Annotated in this window: 20 protein-coding genes and 1 pseudogene; 8 read left to right on the top strand and 13 right to left on the bottom strand. The window is 37.8% G+C overall.

What is annotated here, in order from left to right; all coding sequences use genetic code 11:
* Positions 1–36: 36 nt before the first annotated feature.
* Both ACPF64_RS18335 and sppA read right to left on the bottom strand, forming a co-directional pair.
* The gene (locus ACPF64_RS18335; protein ID WP_281835156.1) at positions 37–846 is read right to left on the bottom strand and encodes an alpha/beta fold hydrolase; all 810 of its coding nucleotides are present in this window, start codon (positions 844–846) and stop codon (positions 37–39) included.
* 21 nt (positions 847–867) lie between these two features.
* Positions 868–1,884, bottom strand: coding sequence for a signal peptide peptidase SppA (gene sppA, locus ACPF64_RS18340; RefSeq protein ID WP_005038834.1), 1,017 nt, complete (start codon positions 1,882–1,884; stop codon positions 868–870).
* Between the two features lie 133 nt (positions 1,885–2,017).
* Between sppA and ACPF64_RS18345 the strand changes: the two genes are divergently transcribed.
* Positions 2,018–3,001, top strand: coding sequence for a lysophospholipid acyltransferase family protein (locus ACPF64_RS18345; RefSeq protein WP_416658710.1), 984 nt, complete (start codon positions 2,018–2,020; stop codon positions 2,999–3,001).
* Here ACPF64_RS18345 and ACPF64_RS18350 read toward each other — a convergent pair.
* The 3 genes from ACPF64_RS18350 to ACPF64_RS18360 form a co-directional block, all read right to left on the bottom strand.
* Complete coding sequence (locus ACPF64_RS18350; protein WP_426455000.1) at positions 2,954–5,386, bottom strand: DNA internalization-related competence protein ComEC/Rec2; 2,433 nt, start codon at positions 5,384–5,386, stop codon at positions 2,954–2,956. The genes ACPF64_RS18345 and ACPF64_RS18350 overlap by 48 nt on opposite strands.
* 83 nt (positions 5,387–5,469) lie before the next feature.
* On the bottom strand, positions 5,470–6,156 hold the full coding sequence (locus ACPF64_RS18355) for an ABC transporter ATP-binding protein (protein ID WP_004643715.1): 687 nt from the start codon (positions 6,154–6,156) through the stop codon (positions 5,470–5,472).
* Positions 6,149–7,384, bottom strand: a complete 1,236-nt coding sequence (locus ACPF64_RS18360) for a lipoprotein-releasing ABC transporter permease subunit (protein ID WP_426456170.1) — start codon at positions 7,382–7,384, stop codon at positions 6,149–6,151. Before ACPF64_RS18360 ends, ACPF64_RS18355 begins: the two co-directional genes overlap by 8 nt.
* Before the next feature lie 149 nt (positions 7,385–7,533).
* Here ACPF64_RS18360 and ACPF64_RS18365 point away from each other — a divergent pair.
* Positions 7,534–7,614 (top strand): annotated as a pseudogene (locus ACPF64_RS18365) (PilZ domain-containing protein); the annotation flags it as partial.
* A gap of 29 nt (positions 7,615–7,643) precedes the next feature.
* Here the strand turns inward: ACPF64_RS18365 and ACPF64_RS18370 are convergent.
* Positions 7,644–8,552, bottom strand: coding sequence for a DMT family transporter (locus ACPF64_RS18370; RefSeq protein ID WP_426455002.1), 909 nt, complete (start codon positions 8,550–8,552; stop codon positions 7,644–7,646).
* A gap of 7 nt (positions 8,553–8,559) precedes the next feature.
* Positions 8,560–9,048 (bottom strand): YaiI/YqxD family protein, encoded by a 489-nt coding sequence (locus tag ACPF64_RS18375; RefSeq protein WP_016801978.1) that lies wholly within the window; start codon positions 9,046–9,048, stop codon positions 8,560–8,562.
* Positions 9,049–9,295: 247 nt separating this feature from the next.
* Here ACPF64_RS18375 and ACPF64_RS18380 point away from each other — a divergent pair, with 247 nt between their 5' ends.
* Positions 9,296–10,237, top strand: coding sequence for a hypothetical protein (locus ACPF64_RS18380; protein ID WP_426455004.1), 942 nt, complete (start codon positions 9,296–9,298; stop codon positions 10,235–10,237).
* Positions 10,238–10,476: 239 nt separating this feature from the next.
* On the opposite strand, the gene serC is transcribed toward ACPF64_RS18380, so the two are convergent.
* A complete protein-coding gene (gene serC / locus ACPF64_RS18385; RefSeq protein WP_017387847.1) occupies positions 10,477–11,556 on the bottom strand; it encodes a 3-phosphoserine/phosphohydroxythreonine transaminase in 1,080 nt (359 codons plus the stop codon).
* Positions 11,557–11,944: 388 nt separating this feature from the next.
* On the opposite strand from serC, the gene ACPF64_RS18390 reads away from it, so the two are divergent.
* From ACPF64_RS18390 to ACPF64_RS18405, 4 genes are read left to right on the top strand one after another with little or no spacing between them, the layout of a single operon-like run.
* On the top strand, positions 11,945–13,432 hold the full coding sequence (locus ACPF64_RS18390) for a TolC family protein (RefSeq protein WP_198079531.1): 1,488 nt from the start codon (positions 11,945–11,947) through the stop codon (positions 13,430–13,432).
* A 12-nt stretch (positions 13,433–13,444) separates the two neighbouring features.
* Positions 13,445–14,566: an HlyD family secretion protein gene (locus ACPF64_RS18395; protein WP_198079530.1), complete on the top strand. Its 1,122-nt coding sequence runs from the start codon at positions 13,445–13,447 to the stop codon at positions 14,564–14,566.
* 3 nt (positions 14,567–14,569) lie between these two features.
* Positions 14,570–15,700: an ABC transporter permease gene (locus tag ACPF64_RS18400; protein WP_426455007.1), complete on the top strand. Its 1,131-nt coding sequence runs from the start codon at positions 14,570–14,572 to the stop codon at positions 15,698–15,700.
* Complete coding sequence (locus ACPF64_RS18405) at positions 15,697–16,794, top strand: A1S_2622 family ABC transporter permease subunit (RefSeq protein WP_426455009.1); 1,098 nt, start codon at positions 15,697–15,699, stop codon at positions 16,792–16,794. Before ACPF64_RS18400 ends, ACPF64_RS18405 begins: the two co-directional genes overlap by 4 nt.
* Before the next feature lie 44 nt (positions 16,795–16,838).
* Here the strand turns inward: ACPF64_RS18405 and gyrA are convergent, their stop codons facing one another.
* The 4 genes from gyrA to xerA form a co-directional block, all read right to left on the bottom strand.
* Positions 16,839–19,553, bottom strand: a complete 2,715-nt coding sequence (gene gyrA, locus ACPF64_RS18410; protein ID WP_017391817.1) for a DNA gyrase subunit A — start codon at positions 19,551–19,553, stop codon at positions 16,839–16,841.
* 365 nt (positions 19,554–19,918) lie between these two features.
* Positions 19,919–20,851, bottom strand: a complete 933-nt coding sequence (locus ACPF64_RS18415; RefSeq protein WP_426455012.1) for an electron transfer flavoprotein subunit alpha/FixB family protein — start codon at positions 20,849–20,851, stop codon at positions 19,919–19,921.
* A 17-nt stretch (positions 20,852–20,868) separates the two neighbouring features.
* Entirely contained in the window at positions 20,869–21,618 is a 750-nt protein-coding gene (locus tag ACPF64_RS18420; RefSeq protein ID WP_426455014.1) for an electron transfer flavoprotein subunit beta/FixA family protein, read from the bottom strand.
* A gap of 461 nt (positions 21,619–22,079) precedes the next feature.
* Positions 22,080–22,970: a site-specific tyrosine recombinase/integron integrase gene (xerA, locus tag ACPF64_RS18425; protein WP_202743108.1), complete on the bottom strand. Its 891-nt coding sequence runs from the start codon at positions 22,968–22,970 to the stop codon at positions 22,080–22,082.
* Between the two features lie 174 nt (positions 22,971–23,144).
* Between xerA and ACPF64_RS18430 the strand changes: the two genes are divergently transcribed.
* Complete coding sequence (locus tag ACPF64_RS18430; RefSeq protein ID WP_056481554.1) at positions 23,145–23,768, top strand: LysE family translocator; 624 nt, start codon at positions 23,145–23,147, stop codon at positions 23,766–23,768.
* Between the two features lie 48 nt (positions 23,769–23,816).
* Here the strand turns inward: ACPF64_RS18430 and ACPF64_RS18435 are convergent, their stop codons facing one another.
* Positions 23,817–24,419: an alpha/beta fold hydrolase gene (locus ACPF64_RS18435; protein WP_426455016.1), complete on the bottom strand. Its 603-nt coding sequence runs from the start codon at positions 24,417–24,419 to the stop codon at positions 23,817–23,819.
* Positions 24,420–24,438: the final 19 nt, after the last annotated feature.

Below are 24,438 nucleotides of genomic sequence, written 5' to 3' on the forward strand. Positions count from 1 at the left end.
ACATGCTAGCATGTCCTTTTTTTATAAGTTTAAAAATTAATTTGGGTGAGTATGAATCAATTTCTTTATAGAGTTCACTGTATCAGTCGGATGTTCTAGAGGGAACATATGCCCCCCTTCAACCACAGTAAACGGAATTCCCATTTTTCGCTTTGCCATTTGAGGAAAGCCTCTTTTTAAGAAATCACTTCCTTTACCTACAACTAAATGCACAGGCATCTTAGGTTTTGGCATAGGTAGCCACCACCAAGAAGGATTTTTTCGGAAAATTGCAACCTCATCTTCACGAGAAATAGTTAGAGTAACTCCACCGCGGACCGAGTCTTCTTTTAAAGCATAGTCAATGTAAGCTTGAAAACAATCTTCATCAAAATCTTTATAGAAGCCTTTAGGACGCAGTAATTCGGCCGCCTGTTCTCTGGATTCCCAATGTTCACGACGACGTGCAGATAAGCCTGCTGGTGTCATCGCATCAACTAATTTAGGACGAAATAATTTTGCCATATGAAAAGCAAATGAATATCGTCCTAAAATAAGAGGCGGGTCTAACATAATCACTTGAGAAAAGAGTTCAGGACGCTGAAAAGAGGCCATCAAAGTTAAAACTGAACCAAGAGAATGCCCAAGTCCAATGACTTTACGTCCTTTCGCCTGCCGCACAATACTATCAATCACCTGATCAACCAAAGAAGGCCAATGGTTAGTCACAGGATAACGCTTATCAGGACCAATCAGGGGAACATAAATAATGTCATATTCCCCTTTCAACTGGTCAAACAGTTTTTGATACACTTTTGAGGGTACGCCATTCGCATGAGCAAAGTGTATAACTGGTTTCATTGACATACCGCTATCCTAAAACAGATTTTATTGTAATTTTGCGCTTTGACGAGTCTGCACTTCTTGAGCAATAGATTCACTTACCCCTTGCCCTATCTGTGCACCCATACGACCTAAAATTGATTGTAATGGGTTACGCTCAATTGTGTAGTCAACTTTATTATCAAGGTTTAGTTCACGCATCAAGCTCGTAATGTTACCTGAACGGTCAGCAACTCCTAACTGGATTGCTTGGTCACCAGTCCAGAACAAACCAGAAAAAATAGCTGGATCATTCGATTTCAAACGCTTTCCACGTCCTTCTTTAACTGCGGTAATAAAGTGAGTATGAACATTATCAAGAACAGATTGAATGTGCTGCTTTTGCGCAGGATCAATCGGTTTTGTCATACTTAAAATGTCTTTATTCGTTCCTGCTGTTAAAGTGCGGTCTTCGATACCAAGTTTCTGAGCTAAACCAGTAATCCCATAGTTAGGCATGATGACACCAATTGAGCCCACTAAACTCGATGGATTAACAATAATCTCATCTGCAGCAGAAGCAATATAGTACGCACCCGATGCACCCATATCACCAATAACAGCATAAACTTTCTTATCAGGATGCTGTTTTTTTAAATAACGAATTTCCTGCCAGATTTCATCAGACTGAACTGGAGAACCGCCTGGTGAGTTAATATTAAGTGCAACAGCTTTACTGTTTGATGCCTCAAAAGCACGCTTAAGCGCTTTATTGGTATCTTCACTATTCACAGATTGATTGCTTGAAGCATCAATAGTTCCAATAATATCTACCACTGCCAGATGAGCACTGCTGCTACTTACAGCAGATCCTTCTTTACTGGTTGAGCAGCCTTTACCCATGAGTACAATAATAAATAATAAATAAATAAAAGTTAATGTTTTAAAGAAGATACCCCAACGGCGACTTCGACGCTGTTCCTCTACAGAGGCAAGCACAGCCTTCTCGAGAATTTGCCATTCTGGTCCATTTTGTTTAGGGATTATAGGTTCATTTTGTGGTTTTGGCGGCCAATCGGACATAAAATTCCAATCCAAATTAATCTAAAATGATGTCATTATATACGTTGATTTGATAAAAACTGTCTAAATAATATGATTTCATTTATAATAATTTTATCTTTTTTTAATTATTGCTTCCTTTTTCCCGCGATAGATGACCAAATTAGATACAAAAAGCATGAACTACTACCTACTCAAAACTTTTAGCCGCCAGCCAATTCAATTTGGACGTTTTCTTGCTCGTATGTTGGCAGGGTTAATCAATACTTTAAAAATTACTAAAACATCAAAAAGTATAGAACTAAACTTACAAATCGCCCTTCCACATTTAACGCCACAGCAGCGAATAGAAATTACGCAACAAGCTATTCGTAATGAAGTCACCTCATACTTTGAATTTTTAAGTATTTGGGGTTCATCAAATAGTAAGAATATCGAAAGAATTCATCATATTGAAGGTGAACATTACTTTCACGAAGCACTTGCAGCAAAAAAAGGTGTAGTTTTGATTGTTCCACATTTTGGTACATGGGAAGTCCTGAATGCTTGGTGTTCACAATTCACTTCAATGACAATTTTATACAAGCCAGTAAAAAATGAAGATGCAGACCGTTTTGTTCGAGAAGCACGTAGTCGTGAACAAGCCCACTTGGTTCCTACTGACGAAACTGGTGTAAGACAAATTTTTAAAGCTTTAAAACAAGGTGAAACTACCGTAATTTTGCCTGACCATACGCCTAACGTCGGCGGCAGTATGATCAATTATTTTGGTGTTCCCCTTGCCTCAAGTAATTTAAGTACCAAGCTTATTCAAAAAACTAAAGCAAAAGCTTTATTCCTTTACGCGATTCGTAACGAAAATGACGGCTTTACGATGCACGTTGAACCTATGGATGAGAAGATCTACCAAGGTAGTGCGGATGATGGAACTTATGTGATTCATCAGGCTATTGAACAACTCATCCAGCGTTATCCAGAACACTATCACTGGAGCTATAAACGTTTTAAGGCAAATCCTGCTTTAGATAATATTTACAATATTGATCCAAATGAAGCACTTCAAATTGTAGATAGACTTAAAGCCGAAGCTTCACAAAGTTCTGTGAAGCCAAGTGCGCTCAAAACGTCGAGTGTATAAAATCATTTGATGATTCTGAGATACAAAACTTAATGTTCCTTGCTCAATTGTACTTTTAAAAGGAATATTAAGTGCTTGTATTCTCGCTATCACCTCTTTGCTTGGATGACCGTATCGGTTATTAAAACCGGCAGAGGCAACAACAAGCTTGGGATTTAAAGTCGCTAAGAAGTCATAGGCAGAACTATGTTTACTACCATGATGACCTAATACCAAAACATCTACTTTTAAATCAGGATATTCTTTTATCAATTGATATTCTGCTTCCCATCCTGCATCCCCCATAATTAAATAATTTTGATAACCCCTTACTTGTTTTAAATGAATATAAACGACACAAGAGTATTGATTTTGATTTGAAGAAACTAAATTTAAATCATTTTCTTTAGGCCAAAGTATCTCAATATCTAACTGGGGGTACTGCCATTTTTGCCCTTGATGACAATAGGTAAATGGTTCTTTCACCTTCTCTGCCCATAGCTCATTTGATATGACTTGTTTGATAGGAAAAGCCTGAGCGATAAAAGGAAATGCACCACTATGATCTTGGTCAAGATGAGATAACACCACATGATCTAATTGTTTAATACCTTTCTGACGTAAATATGGGATCACTACATTTTGACCAATACTAAAAGCCTTCTCATCATAAGAACCACCTGTATCAATTAACCATGTCTGCTCTGGATGTTGTAAAAAAATCGCTTGGCCCTGGCCAACGTCTATAATATTTAATTGAATTTGCTGAGAGGTTTTATTCGGAATGACTAAGGGTAAACAACATATAAGACTCCAAGATTTCGGTAAAACACCACGCGGTAAAAATAAAATAATAATTGCACAGCTTAAGCCTAACAAAGCAAGTGGTGTCAGGCTAAAACCTTGCAACGGTAGAGATAACTTCTCTAAAAAACTAAAACATGTCAGCACTATACTGAGCAAAATATCGTTAATCTGAAAGAGTGCACTTCCAATTGAATTAAAAATAAGCCACACACAAGCAGCAAAAATATTCAAAGGAACAATAATTCCTCCTAGCAAAGGAACTGCAATAATATTTGTGAGAGGTGCGACCCATGAAATTTGTTGAAAGAAAATCAGCATTAAAGGACATAGGGCGATAAATATTTTGCCCTGAGATTCAATTAGGGTTTTAGTTAAAAAAATTATTCTAGATAGCAAGCTCAATGAGGCAAGATTTGGAGTCTGTACTATGGTTTGATAAATGCGTAATAAAATAAAGCAAGAACCATAAGAGAGCCAAAAACCTGCCGATAAAACACTAAATGGATCAAAAAGTAAAAGTAGACTTGCGCTATAAACCAAGAGTGTAAATGGCTTAATAGGCAGTTTGACCAACAATAAAAAGGCAAATAAAAATACTGAAAGTAAAGCTCTTAAGGCTGGAATTTCAAAGCCTACAAATGCAGTATAAATCAAAACACCGAAACATAATGGAATCATTGCCAATATTTGTTTGGGTTGCCACAAATAAATCTGTGGATAATAACGTCGTACTAATTGATGTAAACTCCACGACAACATGATGGAAAAAATAAGGACATGAGGCCCTGAAATGGCCAACAAATGAGAGATTCCTAACTGTTTAAATTGATTTTTAATCTGTTCATTTAAAAGACTTTCATCTCCTGTTAGAAGTGCTAATAACAATCCTTTGTTCTGAAATGGAGATTTTTTTAGCATTAATCTAAATTTTAGACGGAGTTTTTCTATATTTAATTGTTGTCTAGTCAAAAAATTTTGTTGCTGTTTTAAGTGATTTTGATAACCCAACCGATAAATTTCATTAGAGTTTAAAGACTCAATATGCTGAACACTGAAACCTGACATTATGTTTCGTTGAATGAACCATTGTTCTTGATCAAAAGCACCTGATACTGCGTAACTATGAGCTGGTCTGGTTTTACCCGAAATCCGATAGTAGTGACCTAATTGTAATTTTGGCCCCTCTATCAATGCATTCTCATTTTCATTTTTTAAATATAATAGCCAATTGACTACATGGGATGACCGCCCTAGAACCTGAGCGAGTTGCTGTGTCTTATTATCTTTTTCTTCACTTATTCGATCTATATAAACAACAATGTCTAAAGACTCAGGTTGCATCTCCCGTAGTTGTAGTCTTTCATTTAAGGCATGCTGAGCATATTGATGACCTATAATAAAAAGGCTTAGACCACAGATTAAACAGTAACCTGCCTTTAATAGAGGACGATTTACAACGATGTGCTGCTTAAAAATATAAAAAATAAAGCTGATAAAGAGGACAACTTTACCAATCCAACCATATTGCATTATTAAAGGAAGATCTATTCCCATGAATGCAATACCTACAACCCACCCCACTAAAATAAGCTTTAACATTTAAAATCATATCGTTATCTTTTTAGGGGCAAAATTAAAGCCCAACTAAGTGGGCTTTAACAATGTGATTTAATGACATTTTTTTAAGAACCGCTCACCCAAAGACCATCTTCCATATGCAAGATTGAATCTGCTGCCTGCGCCAATTGTTCATCATGAGTCACAATGAGCATGGCCATGTTGAGTTCTTTCTTAAGATCGGTCAATAATTCAAAAATGCCTAAAGCTGTTTTACGATCTAGGTTTCCTGTTGGTTCATCAGCCAAAACAACCGCAGGTTGAGTGACCAAAGCACGAGCCAAAGCGACACGTTGGCGCTCACCGCCTGAAAGCTCACCTGGCTGATGATCCATACGATGAGATAAACCCACTCGGTCTAGTAAATATTCAGCTTGTGCTTTTACCGATTTGTATTGGCTATCTGGGCGAAGCATAAGAGGCATTGCCACATTTTCAAGCGCAGTAAACTCAGGTAACAAATGGTGAAATTGATAAACAAAACCAAGGTATTTGTTACGTTGAAAACCACGCTCGGCTTCACCTAAATTATCAAAACGCTGACCATTTAAAAATACTTGTCCTTGCGTTGGTTGCTCTAGACCGCCTAGCGCATGAAGTAAAGTACTTTTACCTGAACCACTCGCACCAACAATCGAAACAAACTGCCCTGCTTCAACTTGTAAAGAAAGACCTTTAATGACTTCAACCTTAGATTTACCATCATCAAAATGTTTATAGATATCTTTCGCTTCTAAAACAATTTTACTCATAGCGCAGTGCCTCGGCAGGTTGAACTTTGGCAGCACGAAGCGCCGGATAGATAGTTGCCAAGAAGCTTAGAAGTAAAGATACAATCACAATAATCGTCACATCTTGCCATCTTAAATAAGAAGGTAGGTAATGCACAAAGTAAGCATCAAATAGATTTAAGCCCAACACATTGTTAAACCATGAAATGATATCACTAATGGTTAAAGCCAAAATTACACCTAAAACCGTACCCGCAACTGTACCAATCACACCAATCACTGTGCCTTGCACCATAAATATTTTAGTAATCATCGATGGTGACGTGCCTAATGTACGTAAAATGGCGATATCAGATTTTTTATCAGTAACAACCATCACTAAAGACGAAACGATATTAAATGCTGCAACCACAATGATAAGTACAAGTAACAAACCAACTAGTGTTTTTTCCATTTGAATGGCATTAAACAGATTGCCATGCGTATAGGTCCAGTTCGTCGCGTAGAAATTGCTTGGCAAACTTTTTACCAAGTCGTCTGCAACTTGTGGCGCGGCAAAAATATCGTCTAGTTTTAAACGAACACCTTGAGCACCATCTGGTAAGCGTAATAAGGTTGAAGCATCATATAGGGCGATATAACCCACCATAGAGTCGACTTCAGCGCCTACACTAAAAATACCCACCACTTTAAAACGCTTGAAACGAGGTACAACACCGGCTGGAGATGGCGTTGCCTCAGGTAAAACCAATGTCACACTGTCATTTAGACGTAAGCCTAATGAGTCAGCCATATCTTTACCAAGGACAATACCAAACTCACCCTTTTTAAGTGAATCTAAGCTACCAGCAACAATATGATTTTGAATAATAGACACATTCTTTTCATATTTTGGGTCAATACCCGTCACCATAATACCTGCGACTTGCCCTTGCGCGGTTAACATACCTTGCAATTGGGTAAAAGGTGCAACCCCAGTTACATGTGGATGATGTTCAACTCGTTTTACCAGTTCAGGCCAATCCGTGAGGATTTGTGTAGATGAAACTGTCGCTTGCGGAACCATTCCCAAAACACGGTTTTTTAGTTCTCGATCGAAACCGTTCATCACAGAAAGTACCGTAATCAGCACAGCGACACCTAGTGTCAAACCGATCATCGAAACCAATGCAATAAAAGAAATAAAATGATTACTGCGTCTTGCGCGAGTATATCTCAACCCTATATACAGTGAGATTGGTTTAAACATACCTTCTAAATCCAAGGTGATTGATGGGAAATAGCAGATGCTCATGTCAAATCGCATCCACATCTACTATTTGACCATATCGTTAGATGCTGTATTAAGGATTAAAAATCAGTAAGTTCTGATCTTTCCTTAACAATCCTAATATTATATTGCTGCGCTATTTTCTACTACTTAAGTTGGGAGATCAATTTGATCATGCATTTCGCTACGAATTAGAACAATTTAATGAATAAGCTCAACAAATTACCCAAATATTCTCCTATTTAGACTTAATATGCCGAGCAAAATTTCGATTTGCTTGAATGTCTTTATAGAAATATAAAAAGAGTCCAGACAAGATGATTAAAGCCCCTACAAAAACCATAATCGAAAGTTGTTCATGATTTAAGGCAGCTCCAATCATCATAGCTAACATTGGTGTAATTACGGTGGTTAAAGATAAAGTCGTTGGCTGAATATTTTGTATAAGTTTGAAATAACAAAACATGGCGACTAATGAAGCCATCAGTACCGTATAAATTAAGGCAAATAAAGATTTGGTCTCTGGTAAATGTGTCGGTGCATATTGCCAAATAAATGGAATAAGACAACTTGCCAAAATCGAAGAAACTAAAATAGAGCCTGTTGCCTGAGCCATAGGCTGAATTTGTGCATTAACTTTCTTAACCCAGAAAATTGAAAAAGAATAGACAAAAACACTGATCAGCATAAGAACAATGCCAAATGGATGCACATGCTGATTCGATCCATTCAAGCAAATAATCGCTAAACCACTTACGGCAATAGCCATACCTAACCATTGCAACTTATAAAGTTGCTGACCAAATGCAAAACGGCCAATCAGCCCAGCCATAATAGGTGCTAAGCCAAACATAAGTGCAATCATGCCTGAACTTAAATATTGGGTAGCGGCATATGTGAAAATTTGAGAACCAATTAAGCTAAAAGATCCGGCAATGTAACTATGAATAGCTTGTCGATGAGTTGGAAAAGGCGTTTTTAAAATCAGTAATATGGTCACGGCCAAAGGCAATGCAATAAAAAAGCGTAACAACAATGCCCACATAAGATGTAAATCGGACACACTCCAAACAATGGCTAATGGAGTTGTTGCCCATATAAACACTAACAAGGCATAGGTTAAAGCCAAATTGGTTTGCGATGGCATGCGATGCTCACTTAGCTGTTTTACGTTTTTGCTTTAAAATTGTTTGATCTAATGCACTCGAAAATTCACGCTTATCCCGCTCGGAAATAGGTGGCGGTCCACCAGTTTGCACACCCGCGCCACGAAGCGTATCCATGAAGTCACGTAGATGTAACCGCGCTTTAACATTCGCGGTTGTATAAACCTCACCTCGGGGGTGAATAGCAACGCCACCCTTTTCAATTACTTGAGCTGCTAGTGGAATATCTTGCGTAATGACAATGTCATTTTCAATCATACGATCAACTATTTCTTTGTCGGCCTGATCTGCACCACTTAAAACCTGTATTGACTTGATGCGGACAGAAGGCGTAATCCCAACATTTTGATTAGCAACAAAGATGACTTCTAACTGATAACGATCTGATGCGCGCAAAATCACTTCACGTAATATTCTTGGTAAAGCATCTGCATCTACCCATAGCTTAAATGGCAGCAAGTTATTCTCTATTTCCATTAAAAATATAAGTCTAACAGATGCTTTTCTAAGGTGAATAGTAATAAACATTAAACTTATTTTTAATTTAGTGTTTAAGTTTTTTTAAGAGCCAGATCTACCTTTTATTTTATAATTAGCAGCAATATCTATCTTTCAATGACTAAATATGTGCTTTTACAAGAGAATTTACATATGGTGACTTGAAAAATAGCAAACACCCTCGATTTAATATAACAAGTAATGTGAACCCAACAGCATCATGCTTATGAAAAATCAAAACAGTCCAGAAGTTATTAAAGTAAATGACCAAAATTTTGGTAGTCATGGCGAACATTGGAATCTATTGACGTCCCATCCTGAAACAGATGTACCAAAATGGTTAGGACTAGCACTTGATGCACCTGTAATGCCAATGGGCTTATGTGAACATGAAGAAGAGATGGATCAATCTTTTTGGTTGATTCAAGGCCCACAAAACCAAAAAGTTACAATCAACCAGATTATTGCGGTTGAAAATCAGAAACCTCGCGCACTCAAAACAGCCTTTCCAAGTTTTGAAAGTCCATATCAATATAATGCGAAAATTGAACGTATCATTACTTGTGACTCTGCGACACAAGCTGTTTTAAGTTTAAAACTAAATAAAGATACAACGGTTTATGCATTTGATAATTTATTTAGCGTTAACTCATGTCAATATGACAAAACTAAAGACTATCAAGTTCAATTTAATGCATGGGCTTATGAATTAGAACCGGTTCCAGCAGGCGAAAAAATCGTTGTCGATGACCCAGCCTCAATTAAACATCACCGTGCATTAAATGCGATTTTGACTGAACATAATGGTGTTGCTCCTGAAAATTTACAGGAACTCATTAATGAATGGCAACCAAAAACTCCAGAAGATCAAGAACCTGTAACCGTTGATTTTTCTAAAATGGTTGCTTATTTATATGGTGAAAATCTTGGTCAAGAAGATGAAGCATGGTTCCAAGGTAATATTGTTGGCAAAACTTCTATGACATTTATGGGGGCAGAATATAGCCTTTATGATGTTACTTTGGTTTTAGAAGATGATCTTCCTGCCATATTAGTGCGCATTGCAACCAAAAACGATTTGTATAAAAACTTTAATATTGGCGAATATATTCGCGGTAATATCTGGATTCAGGCGACTATTTGTGCTAAAAAGGGTGAAACTAATTGAATTTCACTAATATTTTAATAATTAGGTTATTGAATGAAGATTATACCCGAACAAACTACCAGCCTCATTCAATCTAGTAGCCTGCGCGTAAAGGTCGATACTGGTGCGTTTTGCTTTTTTGTATTGGGTATGTTTTTAGCTGCCATATTCATGCACCAGTTTGGTTTAGTTCCTTTTTAGTTTATAAAATTTATTCAAAAATAAAGCCCTCATTTGAGGGCTTTATTTATTTGATTTGCTTAACCATTACGCTTTGCAAAATCATCCATAAAGTTGATTAAAGCCTGTACGCCTTCTAATGGTACGGCATTATAAATACTTGCACGCATACCACCGACAGAGCGATGTCCAGCTAAGTTTAATAAATGGTTTGCTTCCGCTTCTTTTAAGAATTGCTTTTCTAAAGCTTCATCTGCCAAGGTAAACGGTACATTCATAATTGAACGGTTTGGAATTGCAATCGGGTTATTGTAGAAATCGCTTGAGTCGATATAACCATATAATGACTGAGCTTTTGCAAGGTTAACTTTATGGATAGCATCTACCCCACCCTGCTCTAGCAACCACTCAAATACCAAACCAGACAAGTACCAAGCATAAGTCGATGGTGTATTCACCATAGAACCATTTTTCGCTTGGTCACCATATTTCAAGATGCTTGGAATTTCTGGTTTAGCTTGATCAAGTAAGTCATCACGAATAATGACAATTGTTAAACCAGCAGGACCAATATTTTTTTGTGCGCCAGCATAGATCAAACCAAACTTGGTCACATCTAATGGAGCAGATAAAATACTTGATGAATAGTCACAAACGAGTGGCGCTTTTACATCAGGAATTCCTGCAAACTGTAAGCCACCAATCGTTTCATTATCTGCATAATGTACATAGGCTGCATCGTCAGATAAATTCCATTCGCTTTGTTCAGAAATTGCGAACTTACCATCTACTTTAATACCAGCGTCTACAACATTAATGTCGCCATAACGTTTTGCTTCTTTTAACGCTTTTTCAGACCAAATGCCTGTATCAATATAATCAGCTTTATTGTTCTTACCCAAAAGGTTTAAAGGAATCGCAGAAAATTGTAATGACGCACCGCCTTGTAAAAACAGTACTTTATAGTTTTCTGGAATATTCATTAACTTACGTAAATCTGCTTCAGCTTTTTCAGCCATAGCAACATAGTCAGCACTACGATGACTCATTTCCATGATGGATAGACCTTTACCATGCCAATCCAACATTTCTTGTTGAGCTTTTTCTAAAACGGCAGTAGGTAATGCAGCAGGACCAGCACAGAAATTGTACGCGCGCATGATTTTTCCCTTGTATAAAGTCAAACACAATAAAAATGGCATTTAACCACAGATTGCTTAAGCTTGCAGCAGCTTCTCAAGTAAATATTTCAATGCTGGACTACATTTAGGTTTATTTTTTCAATTATTGTTCTATTTATTTCTTTGCTTTGACTTCCAATTTTATCGATTTAAAACATTTTTTATTCAATCAAGATCAGCTTGACTTGTGATTATGATTTCACATACTTTGATAGGGATTACAAATATATAGGCTTCGTCATATTCAATAATTAAAGGGAGGTTAAAACTACAAGGTTTTTATACAAATGTATAAGAAACAAGATGATAATTGAATTTAATAACAAGAAATTTAAACTATAAGGGATGCCAGAAATTGTTATTTAAAATGCCAGTACATCGATATAGACAGTCTATTTGCCCCTTTTTCTTTAAACCCAAGCATCTTGCTTTGGCCTTAGGACTTTTTTTCACAAATCATTTATATGCTCAAAGCTTAAGCTATGCTGAAGCGGAACAACAAGCTTTGAAAAGTTCTTATAGCACTCAAGCTAATCAAGCTTTGCAGCAAGCATCTCAACTAGAAGCTGAAGCAGTGAAAGGACTCGGATTACCTCGAGTTGATTTAAATGTCAGAGCATATGCCTTTCATAGCGAAACAGACGTACCCCTCGCCTCTTTTAAACAAAAGCTTGAAAATGATTTAAGTCAGGGATTCAACGATAAACTTTCACAGTGGAACAATGTCATTCCATCGGATGTTCTTGGACAAGTTCAAGAAGGTGCAAATCAAACCATTCATGATGGTATAAATCGCTTTCCCGACTATGCGAATCTGACTATAGAAGATCAGGTTGTACGCCCTTCTATTTCGGTCGTTATGCCCCTATATACAGGCGGCTTAACCAGCAGTGCAAAAAAAATAGCCAACATTCAAGCACAGCGTTCTGAACTTTCAAGTCAACAGCAACAAGATGTACAGCGGTTTGAAGTGGTACAAAGTTATTTTAATGTTCAATTACAGCAGCAACTGGTAGCAAGTAGTTTATTCAACTTTAATGCCATGCAAAAACATTACAGCAATGCCCTAAAGCTCGAACAGCAAGGATTTATTAGTAAAGGGCAACGCATGCAGTTTGAAGTCGCGCGTAATAATGCGGAACGTACTTTACAAAGTACTCAAGCCAACTTAAATGCCAGTCGCTTTAGCCTTAATAATCTTTTACATCAACAAAATAATGTAGATTTAAGTACACCCTTATTTGTAAATAACACTCCAAGCCAGTCTCTAGAATCACTTTTAACCAGTTATTCGCAAAAATCTAGCCTTGTACAAAAAATGCAGATGGATACCCAACTGGCTAATGTAAATATTCAAGCTCAACAAGCCGCAAAAAAACCAAGTCTTTTTGCATTTGGTGAATATGCCCTTGATGAAAATGAAAACTGGATTGTAGGTGTAATGGCAAAATACAACCTATTCTCTGGTGTAGATAAAAATAAGAATATCCATGCTGCCGAATTAAAGCGTTATGCTTCTGAACTTATGACCGAACGCACTAAGCAAGAGATTGAAGCTCTTTTGAATAAGTCATATAACGAACTCAGTTCTGCTCAGCAAAGCCATCAACTCTTACAAAGAAACGTAAATGCCGCTCAAGAAAACTTGCGTATCCAAGAGCTTTCTTTCCGTGAAGGAATGGGTACAGCAACCCAAGTCATTGATGCACAAAATGCATTAAGCGCGTTAAAAACTGAAATGGCTTTAAACGCCTATAAATATGTCATGTCACTCGCGACTCTATTGCAAAGTCATGGTTCAATTGATCAATTTAAAGCTTATGTCAATCAACCACATACCGACTATATCCGTTAATAGGAGTATAAAATGAATCAAGAATCATCTCATTCAGAACAGGATTCTCTTGCTGCGGATACGGTAGAAATTAACCAATCTCAAAAAAACGATCAAGCGAGTGACACCCCTGAATCAAACATAAATAATGGTGACTCTCAACCACCTAAAAACTCCAAGCTTAAACTAATTATTGGCTTAGTAATTATTGCGCTATTAGGTTTAATTATTTTTGGTTTGTGGAAAAGTTATCAGCCAAAGCCTATTGAACTACAAGGTCGGGTTGAAGCCGAAACTATTCACGTGAGTACGAAAGTTCCAAGCCGTATTGAAGAAATTTATGTACAAGAAGGCCAGAAAATTTCCAAAGGCCAGCCACTTGTTCGCTTGGTTAGCCCAGAAATAGAAGCTAAAAAGCAACAAGCCTTGGCAGCTTTACAATCAGCTTTAGCATTTCAATCTACGGTAGACCGTGGTTCTCAGCAAGAAAATATCGATACTCTTTATGCCAACTGGCAAAGCACAAAAGCACAAGCAAACCTTGCAAAAACCACTTACCAACGCGGTGAAAATTTATATAGACAAGGTGTTATTTCACGCCAAAGACGAGATGAGATGCTAGCGGCTCAAACTTCTGCGCAAGAATTAAGTGAAGCCTCTTATCAACAATATGCTCGTGCAAAACGAGGTAGTACTAGCCAGCAAAAATCTACAGCAGATGCACAGGTTGAAATTGCAAAAGCAGCTGTAGGTGAAGCAAAAGCACTTGAAGCTGAGACACGTTTATTCTCCCCTATTTCAGGTACAGTTTCAAAAACTTACGGCAAGCCTTCTGAGTTAGTCGCTATGGGTGTACCTGTTGTCAGCATTCTAGAAGATGATGATTTATGGGTGAGTTTAAATGTGGGTGAAAATCAATATGCCTCTGTTTATAGAAATAAAACCCTTGAAGGTTTTATTCCTGCACTGAATCAAAATGTGACTTTTAAAATTAAAAATATTGATGCTGAAGGTGAATTTGCGACGATTAAAACTACTCGTCAAACTGGAGGCTATGATATTCGTAGCTTTAAACTTCATCTTGTACCTGAAAAACCAGTGCAAGATTTAAAAGTGGGTATGAGTGTTCTCTTTAAAATTAAAGAAGAAAAATAAAGTATGTTTGCCAGTATATTACGTGAACTAAACTATCTAAAAAGCAACAAATGGGATTTGTGTATGGTGACACTCATCCCCGCTTTTATCATTTTTATGTTTAGCAGCATGTTTTACGCAGGTAAAGCTGAACATTTACCCATTGCCATTATTGACCAAGACCAAAGTGAACTCAGCCGTAATATTGAAAAGTATCTTTCGTTGAATCATACGGTAGATATTAAAACAATTACGGCAAGCTCTACTGAAGCTGAACAGTTACTGAATGAAACCAAAATCTGGGGTTATGTTTTTATTCCGGACGGCGCTGAAAAGCGTTTTGTGAAAGCGCAAGATGCTCAAATCAGCATTGCTTTTAACCAGTCTTTCTTTAGTGTGGGAAATACGATTTCTTCAGCAATGTTGGTAAGTACCCTCAATGCTTTAGCAGACTATGCAGGCCAAAGTTATCTTGCAAATAATATTCCCTATTTAGATGTACCTACAGCTCATGTAAAAGTATCAACGCTTTACAACCCGAGCATGAGCTATGAGTTTTATTTAGAGCCATTTATGGTTCCTGCCGTATTGCATCTGTTGCTATGCTGCTGTGTTGCTTTTGCAATTGGACAAGAACTAAAACGTAATACCCTCACTCAATGGGTAAACCGAGAAAATTTTATTCAAGGCTTATTGGCTAAAAATTTGCTCTATAGCCTTATTTTCTGTTTTTGGACATGGTTGTGGATGTTTTGGCTAGTTGAAATCCGTGGCTGGTTCGTAGCGGGTTCCTTAAGTTTATTGCTGGTCGCACAGTTCTTACTTTATTTTGCCTATGCTTTAATTAGCAGTACGGTCATTCTTGCCACTAAAAATTTGAGCAAAACTTTTGGCTTTATTGCCGTCTATGGTGGCTCATCTTTAAGTTTTGCAGGCGTTACTTTGCCTTTAAATAATGCACCGATTTTCACTAAATTTTGGTCCCTCATTATTCCCTATACACCTTATGCCAAGCTGCAAACCGAGCAATGGGTGATTGGTAGTCCACTTTTCATTTCAATGATTCCCTTTTTAATACTTCTGGGTTACTGCCTTATTTACTTCTTTTTAAGCTCTCTGCTGCTTAAAAAATTAATTCGGGGAGCAACTCCATGAAAGAGTTTTTAAAGGCTTATGGGCAAACTTTTAAAGATATTGTTAGTAATAGCTCGGTTTTAACAACTCTGATTTTATCGGTTATTCTTTATAGCTTTTTTTATCCTACCGCCTATAAAGCTGAGCGCGCAGAATCAATTCCAATCGTGATTGTCGATGAAGAACAAAGCCTATTAACCTCTCAATTAATCGGCCAAAGTGCAAATAGTCCACATGTTCATATTGTTACCGTTACAAGTAATTTTTTACAAGCTGAACAAATGGTTCGTGAACAAAAGGCCGATGGTATTTTACTTTTACCAAGCAACTTAACACAAAGCTTGCGTCGAGGAGAAACGGGTGGAATTGGCTTATATCTGAGCACAACAAACTTTTTAAAAACTAAAGAAATTGGTTTAGGTTTAGCCACATCCATTGAAGCCACATTAAAAGAATATATTGAAAGATTTGGAGAGCGCACACATTTCCAACCGGCCCTTTCTATTCATCAAGTCCCGTTATTTAACCCGCTTTCAGGATATGGAAGTTATATTTTTCCAGCTGTTGCAGGTTTAATTATCCATCAAACGATTGTGTTAGGTTTAGCAATGCTAATCGCAAGCTACCGTGAACAACACCAAAAAATTACAGGTGTTCGCTTCGCTGGAATTTTTGCAAGTATATTTACCATTGGCTGTTTAGGATGTTTTTATCTTTTCGGTTTTACCTTGTGGTTCAATGACTATCCACACGGTGGGAACTTTACTGGCTTGCTAGTCGCCGTTCCTACTTTTATTAGTTGTGTGATTGGATTAGGCATGCTGATTGGCTCACTTTTAGATATGCCAGAACGTGCTGGACATATTATTGTGTTTAGCTCTATACCTTTATTCTTATTAACTGGAGCTGCATGGCCTCATCAAGCCATGCCCGAGTGGTTACAATGGTTTGCTTGGTGTTTACCCTCTACACATGCCGTACAAATGTTTGTACAACTTAATCAGATGGGTGTTCCTTTAGCAACGGTTGTACCAAAATTGATATTTCTTGCGACAGCCGGATTAATATTAATGTGCTTAGCTTATTATCGACTTGTTAAAAAATCTTCTTCATAAAATAAAAAAGGAAGCTTACGCTTCCTTTTTTATTTAATTTCTATTTACTCTTCTGATGCATCGTCATTCGTAGACACCGCATCTTCGGTATCTAATTCTGAAGTATCCACTTCTCCTTCGAGAAACTCTTCTTCATCTTCAACCGCTTCAATAGACACAACACCCACCAAGGTTTCTTCTTCGCTTAAACGAATTAGACGTACACCTTGTGCATTACGACCAGTCATTGCAACTTCTGCTGCACGAGTACGAACTAATGTACCGCCATCAGAAATAAGCAACAGTTCTTTGCTTTCATCAATAGATACCGCACCCACAAGCTCACCATTACGTTCACTTGTCTTAATTGCAATAACACCCTTACCACCACGTTTTTTGGTTGGGAAGTCATTTACAGGAGTACGTTTACCATAACCATTGGCACTCGCACACAGCACTTCACCCGTTTCAGGAACAACAACAAGTGATACGATGCGACTTACTACACTTAACTCTGCTGAATCTTCATTATCATCAGATTCATCATTTTCAATTTCCGCATCTTCTTCACTTAAAGTGTTGCTTGCAATGCTAACGCGCATACCACGGACGCCTTTAGCAGTACGACCCATTGAACGCACATCGGTTTCAGCAAAACGAATTGCCTTACCTTCATTCGAGAACAACATGATTTGCTGATTACCATCAGTAATCGCAACACCAATTAAGGTATCCTCTTCATTAAGTTCAATTGCACGTAAGCCATTTGAACGAATGTTAGAGAACTGCTCCAAATCAACACGTTTAACTGTACCTGAAGCTGTTGCCATAAATACGTAATGGTTTTCTAGGAACTCTGTTAACGGCAAGATCGCAGTTACTGTTTCGTTCGCATCTAAAGGTAACAAGTTTATAATCGGGCGGCCTTTTGCACCACGTGATGCTTGAGGCACTTCAAATACGCGAAGGCGATATACTTTACCTACGTTAGTAAAACACAGCACAGTCGCATGGTTTGAAGCTACAATGAGATGTTGAATAAAGTCATCACTCTTCATTGAAGTTGCAGACTTACCACGTCCACCACGGCGCTGAGCCTGATAGTCAGAAAGCGGTTGAGTTTTTGCGTAGCCTGTTTGTGAAACCGTTAATACAACTTGTTCTTCTGGAATTAAATCTTCACGACTAAAATCAATACGCGATTCAATAATTTCCGTACGACGTCCATCACCATACTGTTGTAAAACTTGTGCTAATTCTTCACGAATCACAGCCATCAATAAATTGAAATCATTAAGAATTGCAGTAAGTTCAGCAATTTGACCTAAAATTTCAGTATATTCAGCATGTAATTTATCTTGCTCAAGACCCGTTAAACGATGTAAACGCAATTCTAAAATTGCACCTACTTGCGTTGGAGATAGACGATAAATCGATTCAGATAAGCCAAATGGACGATCTGGGTTTTCACCTTCAATTTCATCTGGGCGAACAGAAATAGCGCCAGCTTTTTCGAGTAAAGAAACGACACCACCGCCAGCCCACTCACCTGCTAGTAAACGCTCACGCGCTTCAGCTGGGTTAGCAGAAGTTTTAATGGTTTCGATAATTTCATCAATATTGGCTAAGGCAACGGTTAAGCCTTCCAAGATATGACCACGTTCACGTGCTTTACGCAATTCGAACATGGTACGGCGTGTCACTACTTCTTGGCGGTGACGAATAAATGCCGCAATAATATCTTTCAGATTCATCAATTTTGGTTGTCCATTGTCAAGACAAACCATGTTGATGCTGAATGAGTTTTCAAGCTGTGTATTTAAGAATAAGTTATTTACAATGACTTCTGCGTTTTCACCGCGTTTCAAGTCAATCGCAATACGCATACCGTCTTTATCAGACTCATCACGAAGCTCTGAAATACCTTCAAGTTTTTTCTCTTTAACTAACTCGGCAATACGCTCAATGACTCTTGCTTTGTTGACTTGATATGGAATTTCAGTAAAGACGATGGTTATACGACCTGTCTTTTCATCTTCTTCGAAATGGTACTTACCACGAATGTGTAGTCGGCCTTTACCTGTACGGTATGCATCAACAATACCTGATTTACCGTAAATAATACCGCCTGTAGGGAAATCAGGACCACTAATATATTCCATCAATCCTTCAATCGAGATATTCGGATTGTCGGCATAGGCTAAACATGCATTCACAACTTCTGTCATGTTGTGTGGTGCCATGTTTGTTGCCATACCAACAGCAATACCGGCAGCACCATTAATTAGCAAGTTTGGAACACGTGTCGGAACCACCTGAGGAATACGCTCAGATCCGTCGTAGTTATCTTCCCAGTCAACAGTGTCTTTTTCTAGATCTGCAAGAAGTTCGTGCGCTAACTTTGTCATACGGACTTCGGTATAACGCATTGCAGCTGCGCTATCGCCATCAATCGAACCGAAGTTACCCTGACCATCTACCAATAAATAACGTAAGCTAAAGTCCTGAGCCATACGTACAATGGTTTCATAAACAGCTGAGTCACCATGAGGGTGATATTTACCGATTACGTCCCCAACAACACGTGCAGATTTCTTGTAGGCTTTGTTATAGTCATTGCCCAATTCGTGCATGGCAAATAGTACACGACGGTGAACAGGTTTTAGACCGTCTCTCACATCCGGCAATGCACGAGATACGATTACACTCATCGCGTAATCTAAATATGAATGCTTGAGTTCATCCTCAATGGCAATCGGTCGGATTTCCGATACGCTCATGCATACTCCTTCTTACAGATAGAAATTTCCATCTGCTTATATGTCTTGATCTTGCAAAAAATTTAGTTCCGAAAACTGAACTAAAGTCGAAAAAAATATAGCTGTATACTATAGCACAAAAGCGCTTTGGAATGTACGGAATCTACATGGTCAATCTGGTGATATTTGTATAATTTAATTGCATATTATTCTTATCATATCGCTGTAATGGGCATAGGTTCACCTTATTAAAACTATGTGATTTTTATTCTATAAAAATCAAACCCAAAATCAGATAACAAATCCAATTTAGTCTTTAACATCCATCTCTACAATAAAAAAACCCTTAGTAAAAACTAAGGGTTTTTGACTTTAACCAGTAAAGATTAAAGTTTAGATACCAACTCTGGTACTACAGTGTTCAAATCACCAACTAACCAGTAGTCAGCAACACTGTTGATTGGCGCTTCTTCGTCTTTGTTGATTGCAACAATAACTTTAGAATCTTTCATACCAGCCAAATGCTGGATCGCACCAGAAATACCTACAGCAACATAAAGGTCAGGTGCAACGATCTTACCAGTTTGTCCAACCTGGAAGTCGTTAGGTACGAAGCCTGCATCAACTGCCGCACGTGAAGCACCTTGTGCTGCACCAAGCTTATCAGCTAATGGATCAAGTACTTTATGGTAGTTCTCACCAGAACCTACACCACGACCACCAGAAACAACGATGCGAGCAGCTGTCAATTCAGGACGGTCAAGTTTCACGATTTCTTCAGATACAAAATTAGAAATACCTGCATCTTTCGCTTCACTTACTGCTTCAACGGTAGCAGAACCACCTTCAGCAGCTACTGGATCAAATGCTGTACCACGAACTGTACCAACAATGATTGCTTCGTCAGATTGAACAGTAGCAATCGCGTTACCTGCATAGATCGGACGCTTGAATGTATTCGCAGATTCAACAGAAATAATATCTGTGATCATGCTTACATCAAGAAGAGCAGCAACACGTGGAAGAATGTTCTTACCAGTTGTTGTAGAAGCAGCTAATACGTATTTGTAACCTTTCGCTAAATCCGCAACTAAAGCAGCTACGTTTTCAGCCAATTGGTTTGCATAAGCAGCATTGTCAGCAAGTAATACTTTGCTCACACCAGCAACTTTAGCAGCAGCATCAGCAACTGCTTGAGCGCCAGAACCAGCTACTAATACAGTAATATCACCACCGATTTTTTGAGCTGCCGCAACAACGTTTAAAGTTGCACCGTTAAGTGTCTGGTTGTTGTGATCAGCGATAACTAAAATACTCATGATTGTATCCTTCTGTATTAGATCACTTTCGCTTCATTTTTCAATTTTTCAACAAGCTCGTCTACAGACTTCACTTGTACGCCAGCTTTACGTTCAGCAGGTGCTTCAACTTTAACAGTTTTAAGTTTAGTACCAGTTGCAACGCCATAATCAGCAGGAGATTTAGTATCAAGCGGCTTCTTACGAGCTTTCATAATGTTTGGAAGAGCAGCATAACGTGGCTCATTCAAACGTAAGTCAGTTGTGATGATTGCAGGAAGTGCAAGCTCAACAGTTTGTAAACCACCGTCGATTTCACGAGTAACTTGAACTTTACCGCCGTCAACTTTAACTTCAGATGCAAAAGTACCTTGACCAGCACCAAGTAAAGCGCCAAGCATTTGACCTACTTGGTTAGAGTCGTCATCAATTGCTTGTTTACCAAGAAGAATAAGTTCTGGTTTCTCAGCATCAACAACGCCTTTGAGGATTTTAGCAACTTCTAGAGCACCAATTTCATCAGCAGTTTCAACTAAAATACCGCGGTCTGCACCCAAAGCCATTGCAGAACGGATTTGTTCTTGAGCTTCTTTAGGACCCACAGAAACAACAACGATTTCTGTTACTGTTCCTTTTTCTTTTAAGCGAACCGCTTCTTCCACTGCGATTTCACAAAATGGGTTAATTGACATTTTAACGTTAGTTAGGTCAACCCCACTATTGTCCGGCTTAACACGAACTTTGACGTTGGCATCAACCACGCGTTTTACAGCAACAAGAGCCTTCATGTAATCCTCGGCTGTTCTAGCAAAAGTAAATGTTGAGAAAAGTATATTAACTCTTCAATTAAAATTTTTTAGGTACCCTATCTTGCAATGTGTTTGGCATTTCGGTCAAGTCACAATTTTCCAGAACAGCACAAAAAAAATGAAACCATCAGTTCATAAAAAAAATATTATGCCTTATTAGGTGCTATTTCATTCTTTTTACACTCTATTTTATATATTGATTTTTATTATCTTTTTATCTTATTTAGCTTATTAGCCAGAAACATAAGATCGCCTTTAAATAATCGAGATTAGATGTTTTTGACTCAGGGGTACCTACAAAATATCCAAAGATCAAAATGGTCAATTTGACTATTTTCCCTATTTCTCTTAAACAAATTTCTAAAAAAATACAAATGATGTCTACATTCGTATAAGACTTGCCATTTTGGTCAACTTTATTATTAAGATAGTTTTTAAATCTATTCGTTCTTTTGTGCTCTTGGGTGAGCTCGATCATAGACTTGTGCCAAATGATCAAAATCAATATGCGTATAAATTTGTGTCGTAGACAAATTACTATGACCTAACATTTCTTGAACTGAGCGTAAATCACCACTACTTGATAACATGTGGCTAGCAAAACAATGTCTTAATAAATGAGGATGTAAATCCACATTTACACCTGCTCTTTGCGCCTGAAGCTTTACACGTTTTTCGATTTGTCGCGGGGTTAACACTCCACCTCTTTGAGAAATAAAAACAAAAGCATTTTGATCAAAATGGCCTTTCCAGATTTTGTAAATTTTTAGCCAATTCAATAGGCTTTCTTTCGCCTTTTTCCCAAATGGTACAATACGGGTTTTATTTCCTTTACCGGTAATACGGACCAGTTGCCGATTAAAATCTATATCTTTAATTGTTAAACCTTGCAGCTCAGCCAGACGTAAACCACTTGAGTAAAGTAACTCGAGCATGGCTTTATCACGTAACCACAGTTGCTGATCAATCGGTTTTTCAGGCATAGGTTGATCTAAAATCTGATTAACCGTTTCTATGTCGATCATACCGGGCAAAGGTCTAGGCTGACGTTTTAGCTTAAAATCATCAGTAGGATTAATTTCTAGATATTTTCCTTGTTCTGCCCATTTCATGAACTGGCGAATGGAAGTGAGATGACGCTGCATACTGCTTGAACTTAACTGGTCCTGCTCAACACGCTGGGCTAAATATTCACGTAAATCTGAAGCTTCAACATTTCTTAAATCAATTTGTTTGAGATCACAAAACTCAAGAAAGCTTTTAACATCTCTTTCATAAGCCGTAATCGTGTGCTCAGACTGGTTCTGAATTTTTCTTTCTTTTAACCACATTGAGAGCAGTTGTAATGCAAAATCCAAATTGCTCTCCATTTATTTGCTCATTTTATTTTTTTCAGTGTACCAAAAAGTAGTTGATCAGGAAAATTGAGATCTTACAGCATAATAACTAACTACCTTATATATGTATTACACTTTAGCTCAAGTATTTGTCGGAACCTTGCTGCCATGACCACCATACTCATACCCTATCTACTTGCAATTACCTTACTTACGCTTACCCCGGGTCTAGATACGACTTTAATTATTCGTACTGCTACACTTGAAGGTAAATCCAAAGCATTCCAAGCAGCAGTAGGCATTAGCCTTGGTTGTATTGCGTGGGGAATCGTGGTTGCTTGCGGTCTGGGTGCTTTGCTCATGGCTTCTGATTTAGCTTTTAATATATTGAAATGGATGGGGGCCGCTTATCTTGCATGGCTGGGTTTGAATATGATTTTAAAACCGCGTAGTCAACTTACAGATATGCAAGGGAGTAATTCAAATATACCCACTTCACAAAATTGGTTCATTAAAGGTTTTTTGGGTAATTTACTTAATCCTAAAGTCGGCATTTTTTATATTTCATTTCTTCCCCAATTTATTCCACCGCAAGCATCGGCTGTCACTTGGGTCATGGGGCTAGTGATGATTCATGTAGTAATTGGAATGTTATGGTCAACTCTATTAATTTTGGCTATGCAACCACTGTCGCGTTATCTAAAGCAACCTAAATTTGTGAAATATATGGACCGTATTACAGGCAGTATTTTTGTGTTGTTTGCTTTGAAATTGGCTTTGAGCAAAAAGTAAACCTAAAAAGCGTGCTGGCACCTAGCACGCTTAATATAACTTAAAGAGTTACTTCAGCTTTTTTAAATAGTCTTTTATTTGGATTACAACTTCATCTGCATATTTTTCTGCCAACTGATGATCTCCCCCTTTAACAATATGCAATGTTGAACTTTTAAATATCTGATTTAAGTATGTCCCCACTACTGGACTCACTGGATCTTGGTCGCCCCAAATTAGTAAAGTTTCGATGCTTATATCTGACAAAAATTCTTCATAGTTAATATTGGTAGTAACAAACCAATCTGGATATTTTAAAAATGCTTGGCGATATGCTTCACGCCAATCTTGTACATTGAATCTTTCAAGATTGATTCCACCAGAAGTTGCAATCAAGACCAGCCCTTTAACCAGTTGAGGTTTTTGCAACGCTGCGGCAACAGCAAAAATTCCTCCCATAGATTGAGCAATAATTACAGACTCATCATTAATTTGATTAAGAACATAGTTTGTTAAGTCTTTAAAATTTTTAACCTCTACAGATTCTGGTGTATCTCCAAAGCCCGGATAACCAATAATTTTTGTATGATACTGCTGAGGTAGTTTTTCAATTAATGGATGCCAAAAACTAATACTTCCTGAAGCACCGGGAAGGAAAATTAAATTATTCATATTTCTTATAAAGTAGTTA

The organism is Acinetobacter sp. KB005 (assembly GCF_049949095.1).
In the GTDB taxonomy this organism is placed as follows: domain Bacteria; phylum Pseudomonadota; class Gammaproteobacteria; order Pseudomonadales; family Moraxellaceae; genus Acinetobacter; species Acinetobacter calcoaceticus.